This is a genomic window from Microvirga pudoricolor (genome assembly GCF_016892705.1).
Taxonomy (GTDB): domain Bacteria; phylum Pseudomonadota; class Alphaproteobacteria; order Rhizobiales; family Beijerinckiaceae; genus Microvirga; species Microvirga pudoricolor.
Window position 1 is genome coordinate 295,759 of record NZ_JAFEMB010000003.1, and the last position, 20,131, is coordinate 315,889.

Sequence of the window (20,131 nt, forward strand, 5' to 3'; positions counted from 1 at the left end):
GCCCCTCACGCTATATTGGCCGGATCGGAACGAGACCCGGATGCCGGAATGCGTTGGCTGAACCGCCCCTGGATGGCCCTGATCCTGCTGCCGCTGCTCGCGGCCGGCAGCCTGCCGGCGCAAGCCCAGTACCAATATCAGTACCAGCAGCGCAGTCCCGCCCCGCCGCAGGGGCAGCGCGCCTATCCGCCGGGCTATTACCCCGGCAAGCTCGTGCGCCCCGCCCAGCCCGCCCCCCAGGAGGGTTTCAGCCTGCGCCGCCTGTTCGGCGTCCCGGACGAACCGCCCCCGCAGGTGATGCGCCCCGTCACGCCGCGCCAAGCCCGCCCGGCCCGTCCCCGGCCCTCGGCTCCGGCCGCGGCTGCGGTCGCGAGGCAGGAGCGACCGCCCAAGACGGAGGCCGCCACCCAGCTGGTGGTGTTCGGGGATGCCTTTGCGGACCTCGCCGGTCAGGGCATCGACGATGTCTATGCCGAGAACAAGGACGTGGCGGTCGTACGCAGGACCAAGCCGGATGCGGGCCTCGTGCGCGGGGACCTGACGGATTGGCCCAAGACCATCCGGGAGACCCTGGACGGCGGCCAGAAGGTCAGCCTCGCCGTGGTGATGCTGGGATCCAACGACCGGCAGGCGATCCGCGAAGAGGCCGGCACGCTGGAGCCGCTCACCGATCGCTGGCAAGAGGCCTACCGCCGCCGGGTCGACGCCGTGATGCAAGCCTTCAAGGAACGGTCTGTTCCCGTGGTGTGGATCGGCGTGCCGCCCATGAAGAGCGACAAGCTCTCGGAGGACCTCATCGCCATGAACGAGATCGTCCGGGAGAGCGTGCAGCGCCTCGGCGGCGCCTATGTGGACATCTGGCCGGGCTTCGTGGACGAGGACAACCACTACACCGCCACCGGACCCGACGTGGAGGGTCAGCCCGCGAAGCTGCGGGCCAATGACGGGGTGCTCTTCACCAAGGCGGGCGCCCGCAAGGTCGCCCACTTCGCCGATGTGGAGATCAAGCGGATCCTGGAAGCGAAACCCGGTGCCGCAGTCGCGGCCCTGCCGGCGGCGCCCGCCGAAGGACAGCCCATCTCGGTGGAAGACAACATGCCGGCCCTGCCGGATCCGGTCGCGATGCCTCTGCTTCCGGTCAAACCACTGATCGGCCCCGTCCTGCCCCTGACTCGCACGGAGGTCTCGCCCGGCGGCTCCCTGGCGTCAGCGCCTCCACGCCTGGATGGCGACCAAGCCTACGCCGCCCGCCGCGCCCTGCGCGACGGAGCCGCAACCAGCCCGCCGCCGGGACGGGCCGACGATTTCAAGTGGCAGCCCTGAGGCCGCACCCCTTGCGGAAGAGGCGCCGTTTCTAGACCGGCAGGATGCTCGATCCGGTCAGGAACTCGTCGATGGCCTTGGCGGCCTGGCGGCCTTCGCGGATGGCCCACACCACCAGGGACTGGCCGCGACGCATGTCGCCCGCGACGAACACCTTATCGCTGGAGGTCTTGTAGTCGCGATCGTTGGCCACGACGTTGCCACGCCGGTCCATGGACACGCCGGACTGGTCCAGCAGGCCTTCCTTCACCGAGCCCGCGAAGCCGATGGCCAGGAACACGAGATCGGCCTTGAGCAGGAATTCGGAGCCGGGGACCGGCTGGCGCCGCTCGTCCACGCGGGCGCATTGCACGCCGATGACGCGGCCCTTCTTGCCCTCGATGCCCAGCGTCGCGGCCTGGAACTCGCGCTCCGCGCCCTCCGCCTGGGAGGACGAGGTGCGCATCTTGGTCGGCCAGTACGGCCATACCGTGAGCTTGTCTTCCCGCTCCGGGGGCTTGGGGCGGATGTCGAGCTGGGTGACGGACAGCGCGCCCTGGCGGAAGGCGGTGCCGACGCAGTCGGAGGCCGTGTCGCCGCCGCCGATCACCACCACGTGCTTGCCCGAGGCCAGGATCGTCTCGGTGGTCACGTCCTCGCCGCCCACGCGCTGGTTGGACTGCGTCAGATACGGCATGGCGTAATGCACGCCGACCAAGTCCTGCCCGGGCAGGTTCGGGTTGCGCGGGTCTTCCGCTCCGCCCGCGAACAGCACCGCGTCGAACTCGTTGTGCAGGGACGCGAAGGTGCGCGTCACGCCGATATTCACGCCGCAATGGAACGTGACGCCCTCGGCCTCCATCTGCTTCACGCGGCGGTCGATGTGGTACTTCTCCATCTTGAAGTCCGGAATGCCGTAGCGCAGCAGTCCGCCGGGCTTGGCCTGACGCTCGAACACGTGCACGTCGTGGCCGACGCGGGCGAGCTGCTGGGCGGCCGCGAGGCCCGCCGGACCCGCGCCGATCACCGCCACGCGCCGGCCCGTGGAGACATCGGAGGGCTCGGGCTTGATCAGGCCCATCTCCCAGGCCTTATCGGCGATGGCCTGCTCGATGGTCTTGATGGCGACGGGCTGGTTCTCGAGGTTCAGCGTGCAGGCTTCCTCGCAGGGCGCGGGGCAGATGCGGCCGGTGAACTCGGGGAAGTTGTTCGTGGAGTGGAGGTTGCGCGAGGCCTCCTCCCAGTCGTCGTTGAAGACGAGGTCGTTCCAATCCGGGATCTGGTTATGCACGGGGCAGCCCGTGGGGCCGTGGCAGAACGGGATGCCGCAATCCATGCACCGCGCCGCCTGCTTGCGCAGGTCGCCCGTGTCGAGCGGCAGCGTGAACTCGCGAAAATGCCGAATGCGCTCTCCGGCGAGCTGATACTTCTGCTCCTGCCGGTCGTATTCGAGGAAGCCTGTAACCTTGCCCATGGGTGTCTGCCCCACCTTATGCTGTCGTCACGACCGGGCCGTGGCCCAGTCCATGCTTAAAGTCCAAACGATGCCTACTCGGCGGCCTGCAATGTCCGGCGGCGATCCATCTCCTGGAGGGCGCGGCGGTACTCGACCGGCATGACCTTCACGAACTTCGTCCGGTAGGAGGCCCAGTCGTCGAGGATCGCCTTGGCCTTGGCCGAGCCCGTATAGGTCAGGTGGTTCGTGAGCAGCTGGATCAGGCGCTCTTCGTCATGGCCTGACATGTCGGCCATGAGGTCGATGCGTCCCTTGGTCTCCAGGTCGCCGCCATGATGGTGGATCCGCTGCATCAGGTCTTCCTCTTCCTCGACGGGTTCGAGGTCGACCATGGAGAGGTTGCAGCGCTGGGAGAACGTGCCGTCCTCGTCGAGCACGTAGGCGATGCCGCCCGACATACCCGCCGCGAAGTTGCGGCCCGTCTGGCCGATCACCACCACGAGGCCGCCGGTCATGTACTCGCAGCCGTGGTCGCCCGTGCCCTCCACCACCGCGATGGCGCCGGAATTGCGCACCGCGAAGCGCTCGCCCGCGACGCCGCGGAAATAGGCCTCGCCCGCGATCGCCCCGTACATCACCGTGTTGCCCACGATGATGGAGCGCTCCGGCACGGCTCTGGTGGCCCGCGACGGCTTGATGATGAGCTTGCCGCCGGACAGGCCTTTGCCGACATAGTCGTTGGCCTCGCCCTCGAGCGTCAGCGTCACGCCCGCCGCGAGCCAGGCCCCGAAGCTCTGGCCCGCGGTGCCGGTGAGGTTGACCGTGATGGTGTCGTCGGGGAGCCCCTCATGGCCGTAGCGCTTGGCCACCTCGCCGGACAGCATGGCGCCCGCCGTGCGGTCGGCGCTGCGGATGGCCGCCTCGACGGTCACGGCCTCGCCGTTCTCGAGCGCCGGCATCGCCTGGGCGATGAAGCTGCGGTCCAGCACCTCGGCGATGGGATGCACCTGCCGCTCCACGTGGCGGGTGGCGATCTCCGGGCCGACGTCCGGCTTGTGGAAGATGCGCGAGAAGTCGAGGCCCTTCGCCTTCCAGTGGCTGATGGCGTCTTTCTTGTCGAGCAGGTCGGAGCGGCCGATGAGCTCGTCGACGGTCTTGAAACCCATCTCGGCCATCAGCTCGCGCACCTCCTCGGCCACGAAGAAGAAGTAGTTGATCACGTGCTCGGGCAGGCCCTTGAAGCGCTTGCGCAGCACAGGGTCCTGCGTGGCCACGCCCACCGGGCAGGTGTTCAGGTGGCACTTGCGCATCATGATGCAGCCCGCCGCGATCAGCGGAGCCGTGGAGAAACCGTACTCGTCCGCGCCGAGAAGCGCCGCGACGACCACGTCGCGACCGGTGCGCAAACCGCCGTCGGCCTGAATGGCGACACGCCCGCGCAGGCGGTTCAGCACCAGGGTCTGCTGGGTCTCGGCGAGGCCGATCTCCCAGGGCGAGCCCGCATGCTTCAGGGAGGTGAGGGGAGACGCGCCCGTGCCGCCCTCGAAGCCCGAGATCGTGATGTGATCGGCGCGCGCCTTGGCGACACCCGCCGCAACCGTGCCGACGCCCACTTCCGAGACGAGCTTCACGGACACATCCGCATCCGGGTTCACGTTCTTCAGGTCGAAGATGAGCTGGGCTAGGTCCTCGATGGAATAGATGTCGTGGTGCGGCGGCGGCGAGATCAGGCCGACGCCGGGCGTCGAGTGACGCACGCGGGCGATCTTGGCGTCCACCTTGTGGCCCGGAAGCTGTCCGCCCTCGCCGGGCTTGGCGCCCTGCGCGACCTTGATCTGCATCATGTCGGCATTGACGAGATATTCCGTCGTCACGCCGAAGCGGCCGGAGGCCACCTGCTTGATGGCCGAACGCCTGGAGCGGCCGTCCGGCAGGGGCCGGAAGCGCTCGGGCTCCTCGCCGCCTTCGCCGGTGTTGGACTTGCCCCCGATGGTGTTCATGGCGATGGCGAGCGTCTCGTGCGCCTCGCGGGAGATCGACCCGAACGACATGGCGCCGGTCGAGAAGCGCTTCACGATCTCGGCGGCAGGCTCGACCTCGTCTAGCGCGATGGGCGCGTGCCCGATCTCTTCCGCGAGCTTGATGCGGAAGAGGCCACGGATCGTCTTGAGGCTGTTCTCCTGCTCGTTCACGAGGCGGGCATAGTCGCGGTAGCGGTCCCCCGCGTTGAGGCGCACCGCGTGCTGGAGCGTTGCCACCGTGTCGGTGTTCCAGGCATGAACCTCGCCGCGCTGCCGGAAGGCGTATTCGCCGCCGACATCGAGGGCGTTGCGGTAGATCGGCGAATCCCCGAAGGCGTCCTGGTGGCGGCGCACCGCCTCCTCGGCCACCTCGTCCATGCCGATTCCCTCGATGGTCGTCGCCGTGCCGAAGAAGTCCCGGTTCACGAAGTCGGACTTGAGGCCCACCGCGTCGAAGATCTGCGCGCCGCAATAGGATTGATAGGTCGAGATGCCCATCTTGGACATGACCTTGAGCAGGCCCTTGTCGATCGCCTTGATGTAGCGATAGACGATCTCCTCCTCATCCACCTCCGGCGGCATCTCGTCCTTCATGGAGAGCAGGGTCTCGAAGGCGAGATAAGGATTGATCGCCTCCGCGCCGTAGCCCGCCAGGCAGGCGAAGTGATGGATCTCGCGCGGCTCGCCGGACTCGACCACGAGGCCGACGGACGTGCGCAGGCCCTTGCGGATCAGGTAGTTGTGCACGGCCGCCGTGGCCAGCAGCGCCGGGATCGGAACCCGGTCGGGTCCCACCATGCGGTCGGTCAGGATGATGATGTTGTAGCCGCCGCGCACGGCCGCCTCGGCGCGGTCGCAGAGCCGGTCCAGCGCGCCGTCGAGGGCGCTGGCTCCGAGTTCGGCCGGGTAGGTGATGTCGAGGGTCTTGGTGTCGAAGCGGTCCTCGAAATGACCGATGCAGCGGATCTTCTCCAGGTCCTCGTTGGTGAGGATCGGCTGGCGCACCTCCAGCCGCTTGCGGCGCGAGGTGCCCTCCAGGTCCAGGATGTTCGGGCGCGGGCCGATGAACGACACGAGGCTCATGACGAGCTCCTCGCGGATCGGGTCGATCGGCGGGTTCGTCACCTGGGCGAAGTTCTGCTTGAAATAGGTGTAGAGCAGCTTCGACTTGTCCGAGAGGGCGGAGATCGGCGTGTCCGATCCCATGGAGCCTACCGCCTCCTGGCCCGTGACGGCCATGGGCTGCATGAGAAGCTTCAGGTCTTCCTGGGTGTAGCCGAAAGCCTGCTGGCGATCGAGGAGCGACACGTCCGTGCGCGACTCGCGCGCCTGCACGGGCTTCAGGTCCTCCAGCACGATCTGGGTGCGGGCGAGCCATTCCTTGTAGGGGTGCGCCTGGGACAATTGCTGCTTCAGCTCGTCGTCGGAGACGATGCGGCCCTGCTCCAGGTCGATGAGGAGCATCTTGCCGGGCTGGAGGCGCCACTTCTCGACGATCTTCTCCTCCGGGATCGGCAGCACGCCCATCTCGGAAGCCACGACCACGAGACCGTCGTCCGTGACGAGGTAACGGGCCGGGCGCAGGCCGTTGCGGTCCAGCGTCGCGCCGATCTGGCGGCCGTCCGTGAAGCACACGGCGGCGGGTCCGTCCCAGGGCTCCATGAGGGCGGCGTGGTACTCGTAGAAGGCGCGCTGGCTCTCGTCCATGAGCGGGTTGCCGGCCCAGGCCTCCGGGATCAGCATCATCATGGCATGCGCCAGCGAGTAACCGCCCTGCACCAGGAATTCGAGGGCGTTGTCGAAGCACGCCGTGTCGGACTGGCCCTCGTACGAGATGGGCCAGAGCTTGGAGATGTCGTTGCCGAACAGCTCCGAGTCGACGGAGGCTTGGCGGGCCGCCATCCAGTTCACGTTGCCGCGCAGGGTGTTGATCTCGCCGTTATGGGCGACCATGCGGTAGGGATGCGCGAGCTGCCAGGTCGGGAAGGTGTTGGTGGCGAAGCGCTGGTGCACGAGGGCGAGGGCGGATTCGAAGCGCGGGTCCTGCAGGTCGAGGTAGTAGCCGCCGAGCTGACGCACCAGAACCATGCCCTTGTAGACGATGGTGCGGGACGACAGGCTGACCGGATAATAGCCCGCCGTGCGCGGGTCCTTCAGGTTATAGACCGCGTTCGAGATGACCTTGCGGGCCAGGAACAGGTGGCGCTCGAAGGATTCCTGGTCCTCGCCCTTGCCCCTGCCGATGAAGATCTGGCGGTGCAGGGGCTCGGACGCCTTGATGGCGTCGCCGAGGTCGCTCGAATCCACCGGCACGTCGCGCCAGCCGAGAAAGGCCAAGCCCTCGTCGGCCACCGCCTTGGTGACGATCTCCTCCACGAGCCGGAAGCCCTCCGGGTCGCGGGGCATGAACAGGTGTCCGACGCCGTACTCGCCGGGTTCGGGCAGCCAGATGCCGAGCTTGGCGCATTCGGCGGCGTAGAACTTGTGCGGAATCTGGACCAGGATGCCGCAGCCGTCGCCGCTCTTCGGGTCGGCCCCGACGGCCCCCCGGTGATCGAGATTCATGAGGATCTGGAGGCCCTGCTCCACGATGGCGTGCGACTGGCGGTTCTTCATGTCGGCAATGAAGCCGACGCCGCACGAATCCTTCTCGTTGGCGGGGTTGTAGAGGCCCTGGGCGCGGGGAAAGGCGGGGTCGCGCATCACGGGCGACGTCCCGTCCGCGGCGGTCGTCCGGCTGGGGGCGGGAGGGGCCAGTGCTGAGCTGTCCGGTCCTGGGGTCGACACGTCGTTCATCGCAATCCTCACATCCGCTCGCACAATCGTCGTCTCTCTGGGGGCCGGGCTGCCGGATGAAGGGTTCGTCCGGATGCCCGCCCGCGTCTTGCGTCGTTCCGAGGCTGTGGGTCCGTTCGAGAGCCCGCACCTCGCGGGCATCCCAGGCTGAGTTCAGCCGCAGAAAGCCCGGCCCGCCCGCGTTTTGCGGGCGGCGAATTTGGTATCTCGTTTCGTTCGCGTCAGGCGAAGCATCAAGATAAACCTCGGGCGAAGGGCGCGCACCGGCGCCCAAAAGGGACAGCAAGACTGTCCTAACCGAGGGGACGTTGCCAGACTTCCCGCCCTCGTTCAAGAGGGATTAGAAAGATTTTAGACAAAAGTTTCAAGTGTGGCATACGCAGCGCAATCAACGCGATGTTTCCGCTCGAATTCCTGAAAGGCTTCACCGAAGGGTCAATAGTCTTGACATGAATGGCGGGATGGTGCGGGTTCCGGCGTTCAGGAGACACAGATGAACTTTGGAAGCGACAACATCGTGGGGGCCAGTGCTCCTGTTCTCGAGGCCATCGCCCGGCACAACGGCGGCGCCATGGCGGCCTATGGCAACGACGACCTCACCAAGAGCGTCAAGGCGAGCTTCGCGAACATCTTCGAGAGAGATGTGCAGGTCTTCTTCGTCACGACGGGAACGGCCGCCAACGCCTTGGCCCTCGCATCCGCCGTGCCGCCCTGGGGCCTGTGCGTCTGTCACAGGGAGGCGCATGTTATCGACGACGAGTGCGGAGCGCCCGAATTTTTCATGCATGGGGCCAAGCTGTCCGGGCTGCCGGTGGTCGGGTCCAAGCTGGAGGCGAGGGATGTGGCAGCCTACCTGAAGGGCCTGCCCAAGGCCGTGAAGCAGATGCCCCCGAAGGCCCTGTCGATCTCCCAGGCGACCGAGTCCGGAACGGTGTACGGTCTGGCCGAGCTGTCGGCTCTCGGAGAGGTCTGCCGGACGGGTGGCTTGAGCCTTCACATGGACGGCGCCCGCTTCGCCAACGCGCTCGTGAGCCTCGGCTGCACCCCGGCCGAGATGACGTGGAAAAGCGGTGTCGACATCCTGTCCTTCGGGGCCACCAAGAACGGCTGCCTGATGGCGGAGGCCATCGTGGTCTTCAACACGGCCCTGGCGGATGCCCTCGACTACCGCTGCAAGCGCGCCGGTCAGATCATCTCCAAGGGCCGCCTCATCGCGTCTCAGTTCGAGGGATACCTCGCGGGAGACCATTGGCTCGCCAATGCCCGCCACGCCAACGCGCTGGCCAAGCGCCTCTCGCACGGGCTCGCACGGCTGCCGGGCGTGCGCATCGCCTGGCCGACCGAAGCGAACGAAGTCTTCCCGATCATTCCCGCCGCGATGGACCGTGCCCTGCGCGAAGCGGGCGCTCACTACATGTCGTGGACCGATCTCAGCCTCGATCGGCAGGAATCCGTCGCCGATGACGAAAGTTTGATCCGGCTCGTCGTTTCCTTCGCGACCGAGGAGACGCAGGTGGATCGCCTCTTGGAGATCGCCTCAGCCGCGGTGTCCCGTCAGGCTGCGGAGTGAACCGTTCAGCAATCTGCCCTAACGGCGCCGCAATTGGGCTGGATCTATAGGTTCAAGACCGTTGACCAGAGGTGATGTCCAACGCCTCCTGGACCAGGAAAAGCACCAATAACAAAAAAGCGCCCCGGCCAAACCGGGGCGCTTCTTTTTTAAGCCGAGCGACACAGCGGCGCGTTAGGCGGCCTGCTTGGTCTCGGAGGTGGCTTCGATGGTCCGGGGAGCGCCGTTGGTGGCGATCGGGATCAGCTTCGGCTTCTTGGCCTCGGGGATCTCGCGGACGAGGTCGAGGTGCAGGAGGCCGTTCTCGAGCTTGGCGCCATTGACCTGGACGCCGTCGGCCAGCTGGAAGCGGCGCTCGAAGGTGCGGGCCGCGATGCCCTGATAGAGGACATCGGACTTACGCTCGTCCTGAGCCTTCCGCTCGCCGCGTACGGAGAGGGTATTCTCCTTCACCTCAATGGTGAGATCCTGGTCGGTGAAACCGGCGACGGCAATGGAGATGCGGTACGCATTCTCGCCCGTGCGCTCGATGTTGTAAGGGGGGTAGCTCGGAGCACCTTCGACGCTGACGAGCTGGTCGAGCATCGAAAACAGACGGTCGAAACCGACGGTGTTGCGGTACAGGGGAGCAAGATCGAACTGACGCATGGCATATCCTTCCTAGAAGCGACATACAGTTGCGTGATCCGCCGCTTATGGGCCGGATCACAGGGGGTGCCGCCATCGTGGCCGGCACGGTTTTGAGGTGGGAACGGCCCAAAGCCTTGTCAAGGCGGAAACACCCCTTGCGGCGCCAGAAAAAACACGCCCTATAAAGGGGGTTCAGCCGGATGGTCGGCAGCCGTTCGCAAGGGCCCGCGCGTGCAGTTTTTCCCCACCTCCGACAACCCGGTTCCGGGAGATCCGGTCCTCCAGGCCGTCACCACCAAGGACAGGCTCACCTTGCGCGCCGCCTATTGGATGCCGGAGGGCGAACCGCGGGGCACCGTCTGCCTTCTGCAGGGGCGGGCGGAGTGGATCGAGAAGTACTTCGAGGTCGTGGGCGAGCTCCTCGAGCGGGGCTTTGCCGTGGTGGCCTTCGATTGGCGCGGCCAGGGCCTGTCGAGCCGGCAGGTGCGCAACGCCCGCAAGGGGCATGTGCGCCGCTTCGCGGATTACAGGCTCGACCTCGAAGCCGTGAGGGATCAGATCCTGGTGCCGCACATGCCGGAACCGCATTTCGGCCTGGCCCATTCCATGGGCGGGGCCGTCGCGCTGAGCGCCGCCTATGAGAGCTGGCTCCCGTTCCGACGGCTCGTCACCACCACGCCGATGATCGCCCTGTGCATCATCAAGCACCTGCGGCTGGCGGCCTTCTCGGCCCGGTTCCTGAAGTGGCTCGGGCTCGGCCGGATGTTCGTGCCCGGCGGGGGCGAGACCTCGATCTCCGCGAAGCCCTTCACGGGCAACCGCCTCACGAGCGATCCGGTCCGGTACGCCCGCAATGCCGGGTCCGCCATGGCGGTGGGAGCGGGGGCGGTTGGGGCCCCAACGGTGGCTTGGCTCGACTCCGCTTTCCGCTTCATGAAGCGCTTCCTCGATCCGCGCTATGCCTTGAAGATCCGGTTGCCGACCCTGATCGTGGCGGCGGGGGCCGATCCGGTCTGCGCCACGCCCGCCACCGAGCGGTTCGCCGCGCGCCTCAAGGCCGGGCACGCCCTCGTCATTCCGGGCGCGCGCCATGAGATCATGATGGAGCGGGATGCGATCCGCCAGGATTTCTGGGCCGCCTTCGACGCCTTCATCCCCGGCACGCCCGACACGGCGTTCGGGGACGCGCTCGATCCGGTGATCGTGGTGCAATCTCTCGCTGAAGACGAACGTCCGCGTGTCGCGCCGGAGGACATTCGCCTACCAAGAGCGACCGTCGATTCAGCCTAGCGGCTCAAAAGCTCGACAGCGGCGGCGTGGACGCGCCTGTCGCCCGCCGCCACGATGCGCCCGCCTTCGGCCGCCGACCCGCCGTCCCACGCGGTGACGATCCCCCCCGCGCCCTCGATGATCGGGATCAGGGCGACGATGTCGTAGGGCTTGAGGCCCGATTCGATCACCAGGTCGATATGGCCGGCCGCCAGCATGCAATAGGCATAGCAATCACAGCCGTAGCGAGCCAGCCGGGCCACGCTTTCGACCCGGTCATAGGCGCGCAGTTCGTCGCCTTCGAAGATCCGGGGGCTCGTGGTGGAGATCACGGCGTCCTTGAGGGAGGCGCAGCGGCGGGTCATCAGCTTGCGCTCGCCGCCGGGGCCCCGATAGGTGGCGCTGCCGCCGTCGCCGAAGAAGCGCTCGCCCGTGAAGGGCTGGTGCATCATGCCATAGGCCGGGCGGCCGTTGCGGTTGAGGCCGATGAGGGTGCCCCAGGTGGGCAGCCCGGCAATGAAGGCGCGGGTGCCGTCGATGGGATCGAGCACCCACACATATTCGGCGTCGGTCCGCTCGGCCCCGAACTCCTCGCCCAGGATGCCATGGGTCGGGAAGCTGCGCTTGATGAGCTGGCGCATGGTCGCCTCGGAGGCCCGGTCGGCTTCCGTCACGGGATCGAAGGCCCCGCCCCGGGATTTGTCCTCGGTGGCGATGGCGGTTCGGAAGAAGGGGAGGATCGCCTGGCCCGATGAGGTCGCCAGCTCGTTGACGAAATGCGTAAAATCGATGGGCTTCATGAAGGCGGTCCTGCTCGTGTCCGAGGGCTCGGATGTCGCGACGCTTTTAGCCGCCAGCCGCTCCTCCGGAAACCGGGTTTTGAAATGATGTTGTCGTTTTTCGGCCTCTGTGGTTTCGAAACATGACGTGGAGGGGCGTCCAACTATCCGTTTATTCGCGGTCTGGCATGCGCGACTTGCATGCGCGAGGCTTCGAAAGTTCTTGAATATTGTGCAGCGCACTGTATATTTTGCAGTGCGATATGGCGATGGCGTCGCTCTATCGCAGCCCTTCTTGGGCGTTTCCTCCCTAAACTTCGGGCCGCTGGCAACAGCGGCCTTTTTTCTTGTCCGCTCCCGGTGGGTTCGTCCTATTCGGCCGCGATCTGGCGGGGCGTGAAGTAGCCGTCGATCTCCTGCATGACCCCGGCGAAGACCAGGGTCAGGTCGTGGGACAGGGTCGAAAAGTCGGGCTTCTTCTCCAGGGCGCGCTCGTTCATGTAGAGGGCCCGGTTGATCTCGATCTGGAGGGCGTGGCGCCCCAGGGAGGGCTCGCCGTAATGCTCCGTGATGAATCCGCCCGCATAGGGCTTGTTGCGCACCACCCGGTAGCCCAGGCTCCGGAAAGCGCCCTCGACCAGATCCACGAGGATGCCCGCGCTGCTCGTGCCGTAGCGGTCGCCCAGCACGATGTCGGCCTTGCAATCGTCCCGGCTCACGCTGCCCGACGGCATCGAGTGGCAGTCGATCAGGAAAGCATGCCCGAAGGTCTGGGACGTTCTGTGGACCAGCTGGCGCAGGGCGCGGTGGTAGGGCTTGTAGAGCCAGTCGATCCGCCGCAGGGCCTCGTCCACGGACAGGCGCGAGCGATAGATCTCCTGCCCGTCCGCCACGATGCGGGGAATGGTGCCCAAACCGCCTGCGACGCGCATCGAGCGGGTATTGGAGAAGGCCGGAAGCCGCCCGTCGAACATGCGCGAATCGAGTTCGTAGGGCTCCCGGTTCAGATCGAGATAGGCCCGGGGGAAGCAGGCGGTCATCAGCGGCGCGCCCATGGCCGTCACGTCGGCGAAGAGTTCGTCCACGAAGGCGTCCTCGGAGCGGCGCAGCGCCAGGGCGTCCAGGCGGGACGCCTCCAGGAAGGCCGCCGGGTAGACGGCGCCCGCATGCGGGACGTTGAACACGAACGGAACGGTTTGCTGCGTCGGTTCTGCAACGATGAAGGGAGGGTCGAATTCACCGGTGAGGACGGGCCGCATCGTAACTCTGATCGCTGGAGGGGAAAATCACCGCAGACCAGGGTAATGTGGCGGCGCGATGGTCATCTGTCCATTGTCATTATTGCGCGGAGAACCCCTGCAAATGGCCGGAGGGCCGCCAATCTTCACCGCTTGTTTACCGTCCGGGCCGCATCAAGGCTCAAACCCATCTCGCGACGATTCGGGATTCACGAGACATGAAGATCCTTCTGGCCGAAGACGACAACGACATGCGCCGTTTCCTGGTCAAGGCCCTGGAGAACGCCGGCTACGACGTAGCCTCGTTCGACAACGGCCTTTCGGCCTATAACCGCATGCGGGAGGAGCCCTTCGAGCTTCTTCTCACAGATATCGTGATGCCCGAGATGGACGGCATCGAGCTGGCCCGGCGGGCCACCGAGCTCGATCCCGACATCAAGGTGATGTTCATCACGGGCTTCGCCGCCGTGGCCTTGAACCCGGATTCGCAGGCCCCGCGGGACGCCAAGGTCCTGTCCAAGCCCTTCCATCTGCGCGAGCTCGTCAACGAGGTCGAGAAGATGATGGCGGCCTGAAAAAGGTTCGTGGGCCGGCTTGCGTCGCAACGCGCTTGCGGCTATACGGCCCGCATACACGCCTCAGGTCCGCCGCCGCGGGTCCCGGGGTTTGGAGATGGGCGATTAGCTCAGCGGGAGAGCACACCCTTGACATGGGTGGGGTCACAGGTTCAATCCCTGTATCGCCCACCATCTCCACCGTCTCGCCAGAGACCCTGCGGCGTTATCATCCGATCGACGGTTGTTTCAGGAAAGCCTGGGCTGGACCTGCGGGTCTGCGCCGCGATGAGCCCGAAGCCTCTGAGAAAACCCGCGAATTTGCCGTTTTTTGCAGGGGATCGCGGTTGCAAAATCTCCCGATATGCCTTACACGGCCCCCACTCACTGGTGCGCTAAGCCTCTAGGGGTCGCTCGTTTCGAGCCTGGCCGCACCTGTCGTTTTGCTTTCAATCCGGCCTTTCGGGCCGCTGGAGATCGGACATGAAGATCCGTAACTCGTTGAAGTCGATCCGCGGCCGTCACCGCGACAACCAGCTGGTTCGTCGCAAGGGTCGCATCTACGTGATCAACAAGACGCAGAAGCGTTACAAGGCCCGCCAGGGCTAAGGTTTTCGAGGCGCGGGGACACTCGCGCCTCGGGGAATGCCGGTGGGGCACAACAATCAGCCGCACCGACGGGGAATTGACGGCGCATGGCGGGATCCTAGATGATCCCGCCATGCGCTTTTCTGCGTTCCTCCTGACCGCTGCGGTCAGCCTCGCCAGCCTGCCCCTGCACGCCCAGGGGACCGGGTCCCCTCCGGCCGGGTCGCCGCCTGGCGCCACCGGGCCCAAGCCCGACACGCCCATCGAGTCGAAGCGCGAGCCGCGCCGGTCCATGTCCCTCGACGACCTGTTCGACCGGCTGGCCAAGGCCGAGGACGAGAACGAGGCCAAGGGCATCGGAGCCCTGATCGAGCGGCGCTGGGAGCGGTCGGGCTCGGACACGGCCGATCTGCTCATGCGCCGGGCCAACGAGGCCGCCGGCAAGAAGGATTATCCGCTCGCGGTCGAGCTGCTCGACCGGGTCATCGCTCTCCAGCCCAACTGGGCCGAGGCCTGGAGCCAGCGGGCCACGGTTCTCTACCAGCTCGACGATCCCGTCGCCGCCATGGTCGACCTGCACCGGGTGCTGCAGCTGGAACCGCGCGAATACAATGCCTGGGCGGGGCTCGGCCACATCTTCATGGCGTCCGACGACAAGGCGCGGGCCCTCGAAGCCTATCGCCGTGCCCTGAAGCTCAACCCGCAGTTTCCCACCCTCAAGACCATCGTGGAGCGCCTGTCCCACGAGGTCGACGGACTTGACCTCTAACCAGATCCCCCGATGACGATCCTTCGCTATGGCGCCCTCGGCCTGGCGCTGCTCGTGGCCGCCTGCGCGCTGTTCACGCAGATTTACGCGTGGTGGATCGAGCGCACCTATCCGCCCACGGGCCGCTTCGTGACCGTGCCGGGAGGCCGCCTGCATTACCGGGAAACCGGCCCGACGCAGGGCCAGGTTCTGGGCACGATCGTGCTGCTGCACGGCGCCTCCTCCAATCTGGAGGAGGCCATGCTGGGGCTCGGCACCCATCTGGTCGGCCGTTACCGCGTCATCGCCTTCGACCGGCCGGGCCACGGCTGGAGCGACCGGATCGGAGGCGACGGCGCGGCGCGCCCGGACCGGCAGGCCGCCGTCCTGGCGGACGGGATGCGGCAGCTCGGCGTGAAGGATGCCGTGGTTGTCGGCCACTCCTTCTCGGGCTCCATCATACCCAACCTCGCCCTGGACCATCGCGACGTGACGGGCGCCATCCTGGAACTGTCCGGAGTCACCTATCCGTGGCCCGACGGGGCGATCGATTGGCATTACACGGCGGCCACGTCCTGGCTGGGTTGGGTGTTCACCCGAACGGTCACGACCCCCGTCGGCTTGCTTCTCCTGAAGCCCGGGGCAAGCTCGTCCTTCGCGCCCCAGCCCCTGCCGCCGGGCTTCCTGGAGGCCTCCCGCATCCGGCTCATCTTCCGCCCCAGCGTCTTTCAGGCGAATGCCGAGGATGTGGCGGAGCTCAACCGGGCCGTGATCGAGCAGAGCCCGCGCTACAAGGACATCCGGGTTCCCGCCACGGTGATGGGCGGGGAGGCGGACAGGATCGTCTGGACAGACCTCCACGTCCGATCCTTCGCGGCCGCCGTTCCGGGCGCGAAGCTCGTCACCCTGCCGGGGGTCGGCCATATGCCGCAATACACACAGCCCGAGCGCGTGATCCGTGAGATCGAGGCCCTGGCCGAGCAGGTTGCGCGAGCGGGCAAGAAGGCCGCGGCGCAGTAGGGCAGGAACGTCGCAGGGCAGGGGCGTCTGGGCCGCGTGAGTGGATCAACGCTCGCCACCGCCGCCATCCCTCGGATTCGTTCGGGGGCACGCCCCGACCTCGCCGGACGGAGGCGGCCGGATCAGGTCCGGCCATGACGGCAGGGCGTTGGCGATCCGGGCATGGCGCGAGGGGAAGGCGCCCCTGTGAGGGGCGCCCTCGCGCCGTCGCGCACCAGTCCCTTAGGCCTTCGCGGCGTGCTCCTGGCCGATGAAGGCGATGCGCACCATGTTGGTGGCGCCGGGCGTGCCGAAGGGAACGCCGGCCACGATGATGATACGATCGCTGATCTGCGAAAAGCCCTCGCGCACCGCGAACTTGCAGGCCCGGAACGCCATGTCGTCGACGTCGCTCGCATCCTTGGTGCGGATGGGGTGGACGCCCCAGACCAGCGCGAGGCGCCGGGCGGTGTTGATGTTGGGCGTGAGCGCGATCACCGTGGAGTTGGGGCGCTCGCGGGCAAGGCGGAACACCGTGGAGCCCGAGAACGTCCAGGCCGCGATCGCCTTCAGGTTGAGGGTTTCGGCAATCTGGTGCGCACCCGCCGCGATGGCGTCGGACCCCGTCGCCTCCGGCTCGGCGGACTGGGCCTGGAGGATCGACCAGTAGCTGTAATCCAGCTCGATCTCCTCGGCGATGCGGTTCATGGTGGTCACCGCCTCGATGGGATACTGGCCCGAAGCGCTTTCGGCCGAGAGCATCACCGCATCCGCGCCGTCATAGACGGCGGTGGCGACGTCCGAGACCTCGGCGCGGGTGGGCACCGGCGAGGTGATCATGGATTCCAGCATCTGGGTTGCCACGACCACGGGCTTGCCGAGCTTGCGGGCCGTGCGCACGATGCGCTTCTGGATGCCCGGCACCTTCTCGAGCGGCATCTCGACGCCGAGATCGCCGCGCGCCACCATGACGGCGTCCGAGATTTCGATGATCTCGTCGAGCCGTGCGATGGCCTGCGGCTTCTCGAGCTTCGACATGACGAGGGCGCGGCCCTGCGCCACTTTCTTGACCTCCGCCACGTCCTCGGGACGCTGCACGAAGGACAGCGCGATCCAGTCGACGCCCGCGTCGAGGGCGGCTTCCAGGTCCGAGCGGTCCTTGTCGGTCATGGCCGCCACGGGAATCGTCGTGTCGGGCAGGCTCACGCCCTTCCGGTTCATGATCTTGCCCGCAACCTCGACCTCGGTCACGGCAGCGCCGTCGCGCACGTCCGTCACGCGCAGACGCAGCTTGCCGTCGTCGATCAGGATGGTGTGCCCGATCTCCAGGGACGACAGGATTTCCGGGTGCGGCAGGTGCACGCGCTCGGCATTGCCGGGCGTCTTGTCGCTGTCGAGGGTGAAGGCCTGGCCCTTGACCAGATCGGCGCTGTCGCCCGCGAAGGCGCCCACGCGCAGCTTCGGGCCCTGCAGATCGGCCAGGATCGCGATGGGGCGCTTGAATTTCTCCTCCACGCTCCGAATCATCTGCACCCGCTCGCGCAGCTTCTCACGGGGCAGGTGGCTCATGTTCAGGCGGAACACGTCCGCGCCGGCCTGGAACAGCTTGGCGACCATCTCCGGATTCTCCGAAGCGGGTCCCAAGGTGGCCAGAATCTTCGTCCGCCGTGCGCGTCTCATCGTTATTGTCCCCCTGCGCGGTTGGTGTCGGTGAGCTGGATCGTCCAGCTCTGCTGTTCGCCCGTGTCGACCTCGAAAAAGCCGCTGCGGTCGAAGCCGCGCGCCAGGCAATCCTCGGTTCCCCGGATCGTGAATTCCCGCTCGCGGGTGCACATGAAGGAGCGGCCGCTCCAATCGCCACCCCGGTCGTAGTCGAGCGCATAGACATAATAGAATCGTCCGGCGAGCTGGCCCTTGAGAAGGGTCTCGCAGGAGCGCGAATTGAGGTTCCACCAGCCCTCCGTCACCCAGCCCTGGCCGTCGCGGTAGCCCAGGGACACGCCCACCCGGCTGCTCGTCATGTTGCACAGGCGCAGGTCCGCCAGCGCGGGCGCGGCCGCCAGGAGCGATCCCGCCGGCAGCAGGGCCGCGAGCCAGACGCACAGGCGCACGAGGCGGGTCGAAGAGAAGGGAAAGGAGATCATGAATGTGGTTCGAGCTTCAGCGCGTGCGCCCCATGCGGCAGGAAAATGTCGAATCGTTGTCCGCGAGAACGCGGGGGGCTTCAAGGCTTTGCCCCAAAGGCCGATGAAATTTTGTATCATTGATGCATTTCAGACTCATGACGCCGGCGCGGATCCGGATCCGGATCTGGGCCGCGCGGTCCAGATGCCGAGCAGAATCAGGGCTCCGCCAAGGGCCTGCGGCAGGGTCAGGGCCTCTCCCAGGAGCACCCATCCGAAGAGCGCCGCCGCCAGGGCTTCGAGAAAGATCACCAGGGATGAGAACACCGCCGGCAGGCGCCCCAGGGCGAAGACCAGGAGCCCCTGTCCGCCCGCATGGCTCACCCAGGCCATGGCCAGGAGCGCGGCGGCACCGGTCCAGGTCCTGGGCAGGATGTGCGGCTCGAGACCGAGGGCCACGACGAACAGCACCGCCGAGGTGATGACGCTGGCCTCGAAGGTCACCCGCGCGGCGCCCGCGCTCTCCCGGGCGCGGCTCACGGTCAGGAAGTAGAGGCCGAAGAAGAACGCCGTGGCGATGCCATAGAGGTCCCCCTTGAGGCGGGCCGGATCCACCTGGAGGCTCTGGCCGATGATGGCGGCGCCGCCCAGAAGGCACAGGGCCAGCCCCAGGACGGTGCTGGAGGCGATCCGCTGCCTCAGGACGAGCCACGTGATGAGGATCACGAAGAGGGGGGCGGTGGTGCCGAAGAAGGTCGCGTTGGCCACCGTGGTGTTGAAAATCGCCAGATGCCAGAAGAACAGGTCTCCGGCGAAGGCGACGCCGCTGAGGATCGTGGCGCGGCCGAAGCGCCGGCGCGGGGCGGAAGCCGGAGCCCGGCCCTCCTCGATCCGCATCCAGGCATAGAGCACCGGCATGGCCAGGGCGACCCGCCAGAAGGCGCTGGCGAAGGGGCCGACATCGGCCGACGAATAGCGGACGAACACTGGCGAGATGCCCATGGCCACGGCCCCGGCGCAGAGGGCCGCGAAGGCGGCGGCAAAGCCGGTGCCGGGTGGCGCCTGGGTGGAAGCGGTAGCCATGGGGTTCGGGGATCGTGCCTGAAGAATCGCCGCGCGATGAGTCGCGTTGCCAGGGTTCCTATGGCAGGTTAAGCCCCTTCAGCAATCCCTGATCCTTGCCCTGATCCTTTAGCCGACGAATTTTCATGCCCGCTACAGCCTCCCGCCGGATGGACCCGGCCCCAGCCGGTCCTTTGCCCCATCCGGTGGAGATCATTCCCGGACCCCTGTCCTCCGGCGTCCTGATCCTGTGCGACCACGCCTCCAACGCCGTGCCGCAGGATCTGGGCGACCTCGGTGTGCCGGAGAGCGAGTTCAAGCGTCACATCGCCTACGACATCGGCGCCGCGGACGTGACACGATGCCTGGCCCAGCGCCTCGGCGCGCCTGCGATCCTCACGCGGTTCTCGCGCCTCATCATCGACCCGAACCGGGGCCGGGACGACCCGACCCTCGTGATGCGCCTGTCGGACGGCGCGGTGGTGCCCGGCAACGCCCGGCTGACGGAGGCCGACATCCAGGCCCGGATCGAGCGGTTCTACGACCCCTACGACGCTGCCGTCACGGCCGCCATCGAGGCCGCCATGGCGGCCGGACATCCCCCCGTTATCGTGACGGTCCACAGCTTCACGCCGATCTGGCGCGGCTGGCCCCGCCCGTGGCACGTGGGCATCCTATGGGACGCCGACGCCCGCTTCGCCCGCCCGCTCCTGGAGGGGCTCTCGGCCGAGGACGGGCTCGTGGTGGGCGACAACGAACCCTATGACGGGGCGCTCGCGGGCGACACGGTGGACCGGCACGCCACGGTTCGCGGCCTCGCCAACGCGCTGATCGAGATCCGCCAGGACCTGATCGCCGACCGGACGGGCGCGGCAGCGTGGGCCGAGCGCTTCGCCCGCCTGATCGGGCCGCTCGCGGCCCGGCCGGACCTGCGAAAACCCTCCCTCCAGCCGACCCGGACGCGCGATCGCCTGCGCCGCCATTGAGGACCAGAGC

At 67.1% G+C, this 20,131-nt stretch carries 16 protein-coding genes and 1 tRNA gene; 9 read left to right on the plus strand and 8 right to left on the minus strand.

What is annotated here, in order from left to right:
- The first annotated feature begins 48 nt into the window (after nucleotides 1-48).
- Complete coding sequence (locus tag ILT42_RS13020) at nucleotides 49-1,323, plus strand: SGNH/GDSL hydrolase family protein (RefSeq protein WP_204216041.1); 1,275 nt, start codon at nucleotides 49-51, stop codon at nucleotides 1,321-1,323.
- 31 nt (nucleotides 1,324-1,354) lie between these two features.
- Here the strand turns inward: ILT42_RS13020 and ILT42_RS13025 are convergent, their stop codons facing one another.
- Nucleotides 1,355-2,776 carry a glutamate synthase subunit beta gene (locus tag ILT42_RS13025; RefSeq protein WP_204216042.1) on the minus strand — a complete coding sequence of 474 codons (1,422 nt, stop codon included), beginning with the start codon at nucleotides 2,774-2,776 and terminating at the stop codon, nucleotides 1,355-1,357.
- Nucleotides 2,777-2,850: 74 nt separating this feature from the next.
- Nucleotides 2,851-7,482: a glutamate synthase large subunit gene (gltB, locus tag ILT42_RS13030; RefSeq protein ID WP_204216220.1), complete on the minus strand. Its 4,632-nt coding sequence runs from the start codon at nucleotides 7,480-7,482 to the stop codon at nucleotides 2,851-2,853.
- A 586-nt stretch (nucleotides 7,483-8,068) separates the two neighbouring features.
- Between gltB and ILT42_RS13035 the strand changes: the two genes are divergently transcribed.
- Nucleotides 8,069-9,145 (plus strand): threonine aldolase family protein, encoded by a 1,077-nt coding sequence (locus tag ILT42_RS13035; RefSeq protein ID WP_204216043.1) that lies wholly within the window; start codon nucleotides 8,069-8,071, stop codon nucleotides 9,143-9,145.
- A 174-nt stretch (nucleotides 9,146-9,319) separates the two neighbouring features.
- On the opposite strand, the gene ILT42_RS13040 is transcribed toward ILT42_RS13035, so the two are convergent.
- Nucleotides 9,320-9,793, minus strand: coding sequence for an Hsp20 family protein (locus ILT42_RS13040; protein WP_204216044.1), 474 nt, complete (start codon nucleotides 9,791-9,793; stop codon nucleotides 9,320-9,322).
- A gap of 213 nt (nucleotides 9,794-10,006) precedes the next feature.
- Here ILT42_RS13040 and ILT42_RS13045 point away from each other — a divergent pair, with 213 nt between their 5' ends.
- Nucleotides 10,007-11,065: an alpha/beta fold hydrolase gene (locus tag ILT42_RS13045; RefSeq protein ID WP_204216045.1), complete on the plus strand. Its 1,059-nt coding sequence runs from the start codon at nucleotides 10,007-10,009 to the stop codon at nucleotides 11,063-11,065.
- On the opposite strand, the gene hisN is transcribed toward ILT42_RS13045, so the two are convergent.
- Together hisN and ILT42_RS13055 are read right to left on the minus strand one after the other, a co-directional pair.
- Complete coding sequence (gene hisN, locus ILT42_RS13050) at nucleotides 11,062-11,844, minus strand: histidinol-phosphatase (RefSeq protein WP_204216046.1); 783 nt, start codon at nucleotides 11,842-11,844, stop codon at nucleotides 11,062-11,064. The two genes, ILT42_RS13045 and hisN, sit on opposite strands and share 4 nt — an antisense overlap.
- Before the next feature lie 350 nt (nucleotides 11,845-12,194).
- Nucleotides 12,195-13,082 (minus strand): N-formylglutamate amidohydrolase, encoded by an 888-nt coding sequence (locus ILT42_RS13055; protein WP_204216047.1) that lies wholly within the window; start codon nucleotides 13,080-13,082, stop codon nucleotides 12,195-12,197.
- A 197-nt stretch (nucleotides 13,083-13,279) separates the two neighbouring features.
- Here ILT42_RS13055 and cpdR point away from each other — a divergent pair, with 197 nt between their 5' ends.
- The 5 genes from cpdR to ILT42_RS13080 all read left to right on the plus strand — a co-directional run bounded on the left by cpdR (nucleotide 13,280) and on the right by ILT42_RS13080 (nucleotide 15,971).
- Nucleotides 13,280-13,636: a cell cycle two-component system response regulator CpdR gene (cpdR, locus tag ILT42_RS13060; RefSeq protein ID WP_204216048.1), complete on the plus strand. Its 357-nt coding sequence runs from the start codon at nucleotides 13,280-13,282 to the stop codon at nucleotides 13,634-13,636.
- Between the two features lie 99 nt (nucleotides 13,637-13,735).
- A tRNA-Val gene (locus ILT42_RS13065) sits at nucleotides 13,736-13,810 on the plus strand.
- Nucleotides 13,811-14,098: 288 nt separating this feature from the next.
- Entirely contained in the window at nucleotides 14,099-14,224 is a 126-nt protein-coding gene (gene ykgO, locus ILT42_RS13070) for a type B 50S ribosomal protein L36 (protein WP_196272754.1), read from the plus strand.
- Between the two features lie 112 nt (nucleotides 14,225-14,336).
- The gene (locus tag ILT42_RS13075; RefSeq protein ID WP_204216049.1) at nucleotides 14,337-14,972 is read left to right on the plus strand and encodes a tetratricopeptide repeat protein; all 636 of its coding nucleotides are present in this window, start codon (nucleotides 14,337-14,339) and stop codon (nucleotides 14,970-14,972) included.
- Between the two features lie 12 nt (nucleotides 14,973-14,984).
- Nucleotides 14,985-15,971, plus strand: coding sequence for an alpha/beta fold hydrolase (locus tag ILT42_RS13080; RefSeq protein ID WP_204216050.1), 987 nt, complete (start codon nucleotides 14,985-14,987; stop codon nucleotides 15,969-15,971).
- A gap of 222 nt (nucleotides 15,972-16,193) precedes the next feature.
- Here ILT42_RS13080 and pyk read toward each other — a convergent pair whose 3' ends face one another.
- The 3 genes from pyk to ILT42_RS13095 form a co-directional block, all read right to left on the minus strand.
- Nucleotides 16,194-17,630 (minus strand): pyruvate kinase, encoded by a 1,437-nt coding sequence (pyk, locus tag ILT42_RS13085; protein WP_204216051.1) that lies wholly within the window; start codon nucleotides 17,628-17,630, stop codon nucleotides 16,194-16,196.
- Nucleotides 17,631-17,632: 2 nt separating this feature from the next.
- On the minus strand, nucleotides 17,633-18,094 hold the full coding sequence (locus tag ILT42_RS13090) for a DUF1036 domain-containing protein (protein WP_204216052.1): 462 nt from the start codon (nucleotides 18,092-18,094) through the stop codon (nucleotides 17,633-17,635).
- A gap of 135 nt (nucleotides 18,095-18,229) precedes the next feature.
- Nucleotides 18,230-19,156 (minus strand): DMT family transporter, encoded by a 927-nt coding sequence (locus ILT42_RS13095; protein ID WP_204216053.1) that lies wholly within the window; start codon nucleotides 19,154-19,156, stop codon nucleotides 18,230-18,232.
- 125 nt (nucleotides 19,157-19,281) lie between these two features.
- On the opposite strand from ILT42_RS13095, the gene ILT42_RS13100 reads away from it, so the two are divergent.
- Nucleotides 19,282-20,121, plus strand: coding sequence for an N-formylglutamate amidohydrolase (locus tag ILT42_RS13100; protein ID WP_204216054.1), 840 nt, complete (start codon nucleotides 19,282-19,284; stop codon nucleotides 20,119-20,121).
- Nucleotides 20,122-20,131: the final 10 nt, after the last annotated feature.

Excerpts from the sequence above, each read along its gene's own strand:
- ILT42_RS13020 (WP_204216041.1), top strand. The coding sequence starts at position 49 with ATGCGTTGGCTGAACCGCCCCTGGATGGCCCTGATCCTGCTGCCGCTG.
- ILT42_RS13025 (WP_204216042.1), bottom strand. The coding sequence starts at position 2,776 with ATGGGCAAGGTTACAGGCTTCCTCGAATACGACCGGCAGGAGCAGAAG.
- gltB (WP_204216220.1), bottom strand. The coding sequence starts at position 7,482 with ATGCGCGACCCCGCCTTTCCCCGCGCCCAGGGCCTCTACAACCCCGCC.
- ILT42_RS13035 (WP_204216043.1), top strand. The coding sequence starts at position 8,069 with ATGAACTTTGGAAGCGACAACATCGTGGGGGCCAGTGCTCCTGTTCTC.
- ILT42_RS13040 (WP_204216044.1), bottom strand. The coding sequence starts at position 9,793 with ATGCGTCAGTTCGATCTTGCTCCCCTGTACCGCAACACCGTCGGTTTC.
- hisN (WP_204216046.1), bottom strand. The coding sequence starts at position 11,844 with ATGAAGCCCATCGATTTTACGCATTTCGTCAACGAGCTGGCGACCTCA.
- ILT42_RS13055 (WP_204216047.1), bottom strand. The coding sequence starts at position 13,082 with ATGCGGCCCGTCCTCACCGGTGAATTCGACCCTCCCTTCATCGTTGCA.
- cpdR (WP_204216048.1), top strand. The coding sequence starts at position 13,280 with ATGAAGATCCTTCTGGCCGAAGACGACAACGACATGCGCCGTTTCCTG.
- ykgO (WP_196272754.1), top strand. The coding sequence starts at position 14,099 with ATGAAGATCCGTAACTCGTTGAAGTCGATCCGCGGCCGTCACCGCGAC.
- ILT42_RS13075 (WP_204216049.1), top strand. The coding sequence starts at position 14,337 with ATGCGCTTTTCTGCGTTCCTCCTGACCGCTGCGGTCAGCCTCGCCAGC.
- ILT42_RS13080 (WP_204216050.1), top strand. The coding sequence starts at position 14,985 with ATGACGATCCTTCGCTATGGCGCCCTCGGCCTGGCGCTGCTCGTGGCC.
- pyk (WP_204216051.1), bottom strand. The coding sequence starts at position 17,630 with ATGAGACGCGCACGGCGGACGAAGATTCTGGCCACCTTGGGACCCGCT.
- ILT42_RS13090 (WP_204216052.1), bottom strand. The coding sequence starts at position 18,094 with ATGATCTCCTTTCCCTTCTCTTCGACCCGCCTCGTGCGCCTGTGCGTC.
- ILT42_RS13095 (WP_204216053.1), bottom strand. The coding sequence starts at position 19,156 with ATGGCTACCGCTTCCACCCAGGCGCCACCCGGCACCGGCTTTGCCGCC.
- ILT42_RS13100 (WP_204216054.1), top strand. The coding sequence starts at position 19,282 with ATGCCCGCTACAGCCTCCCGCCGGATGGACCCGGCCCCAGCCGGTCCT.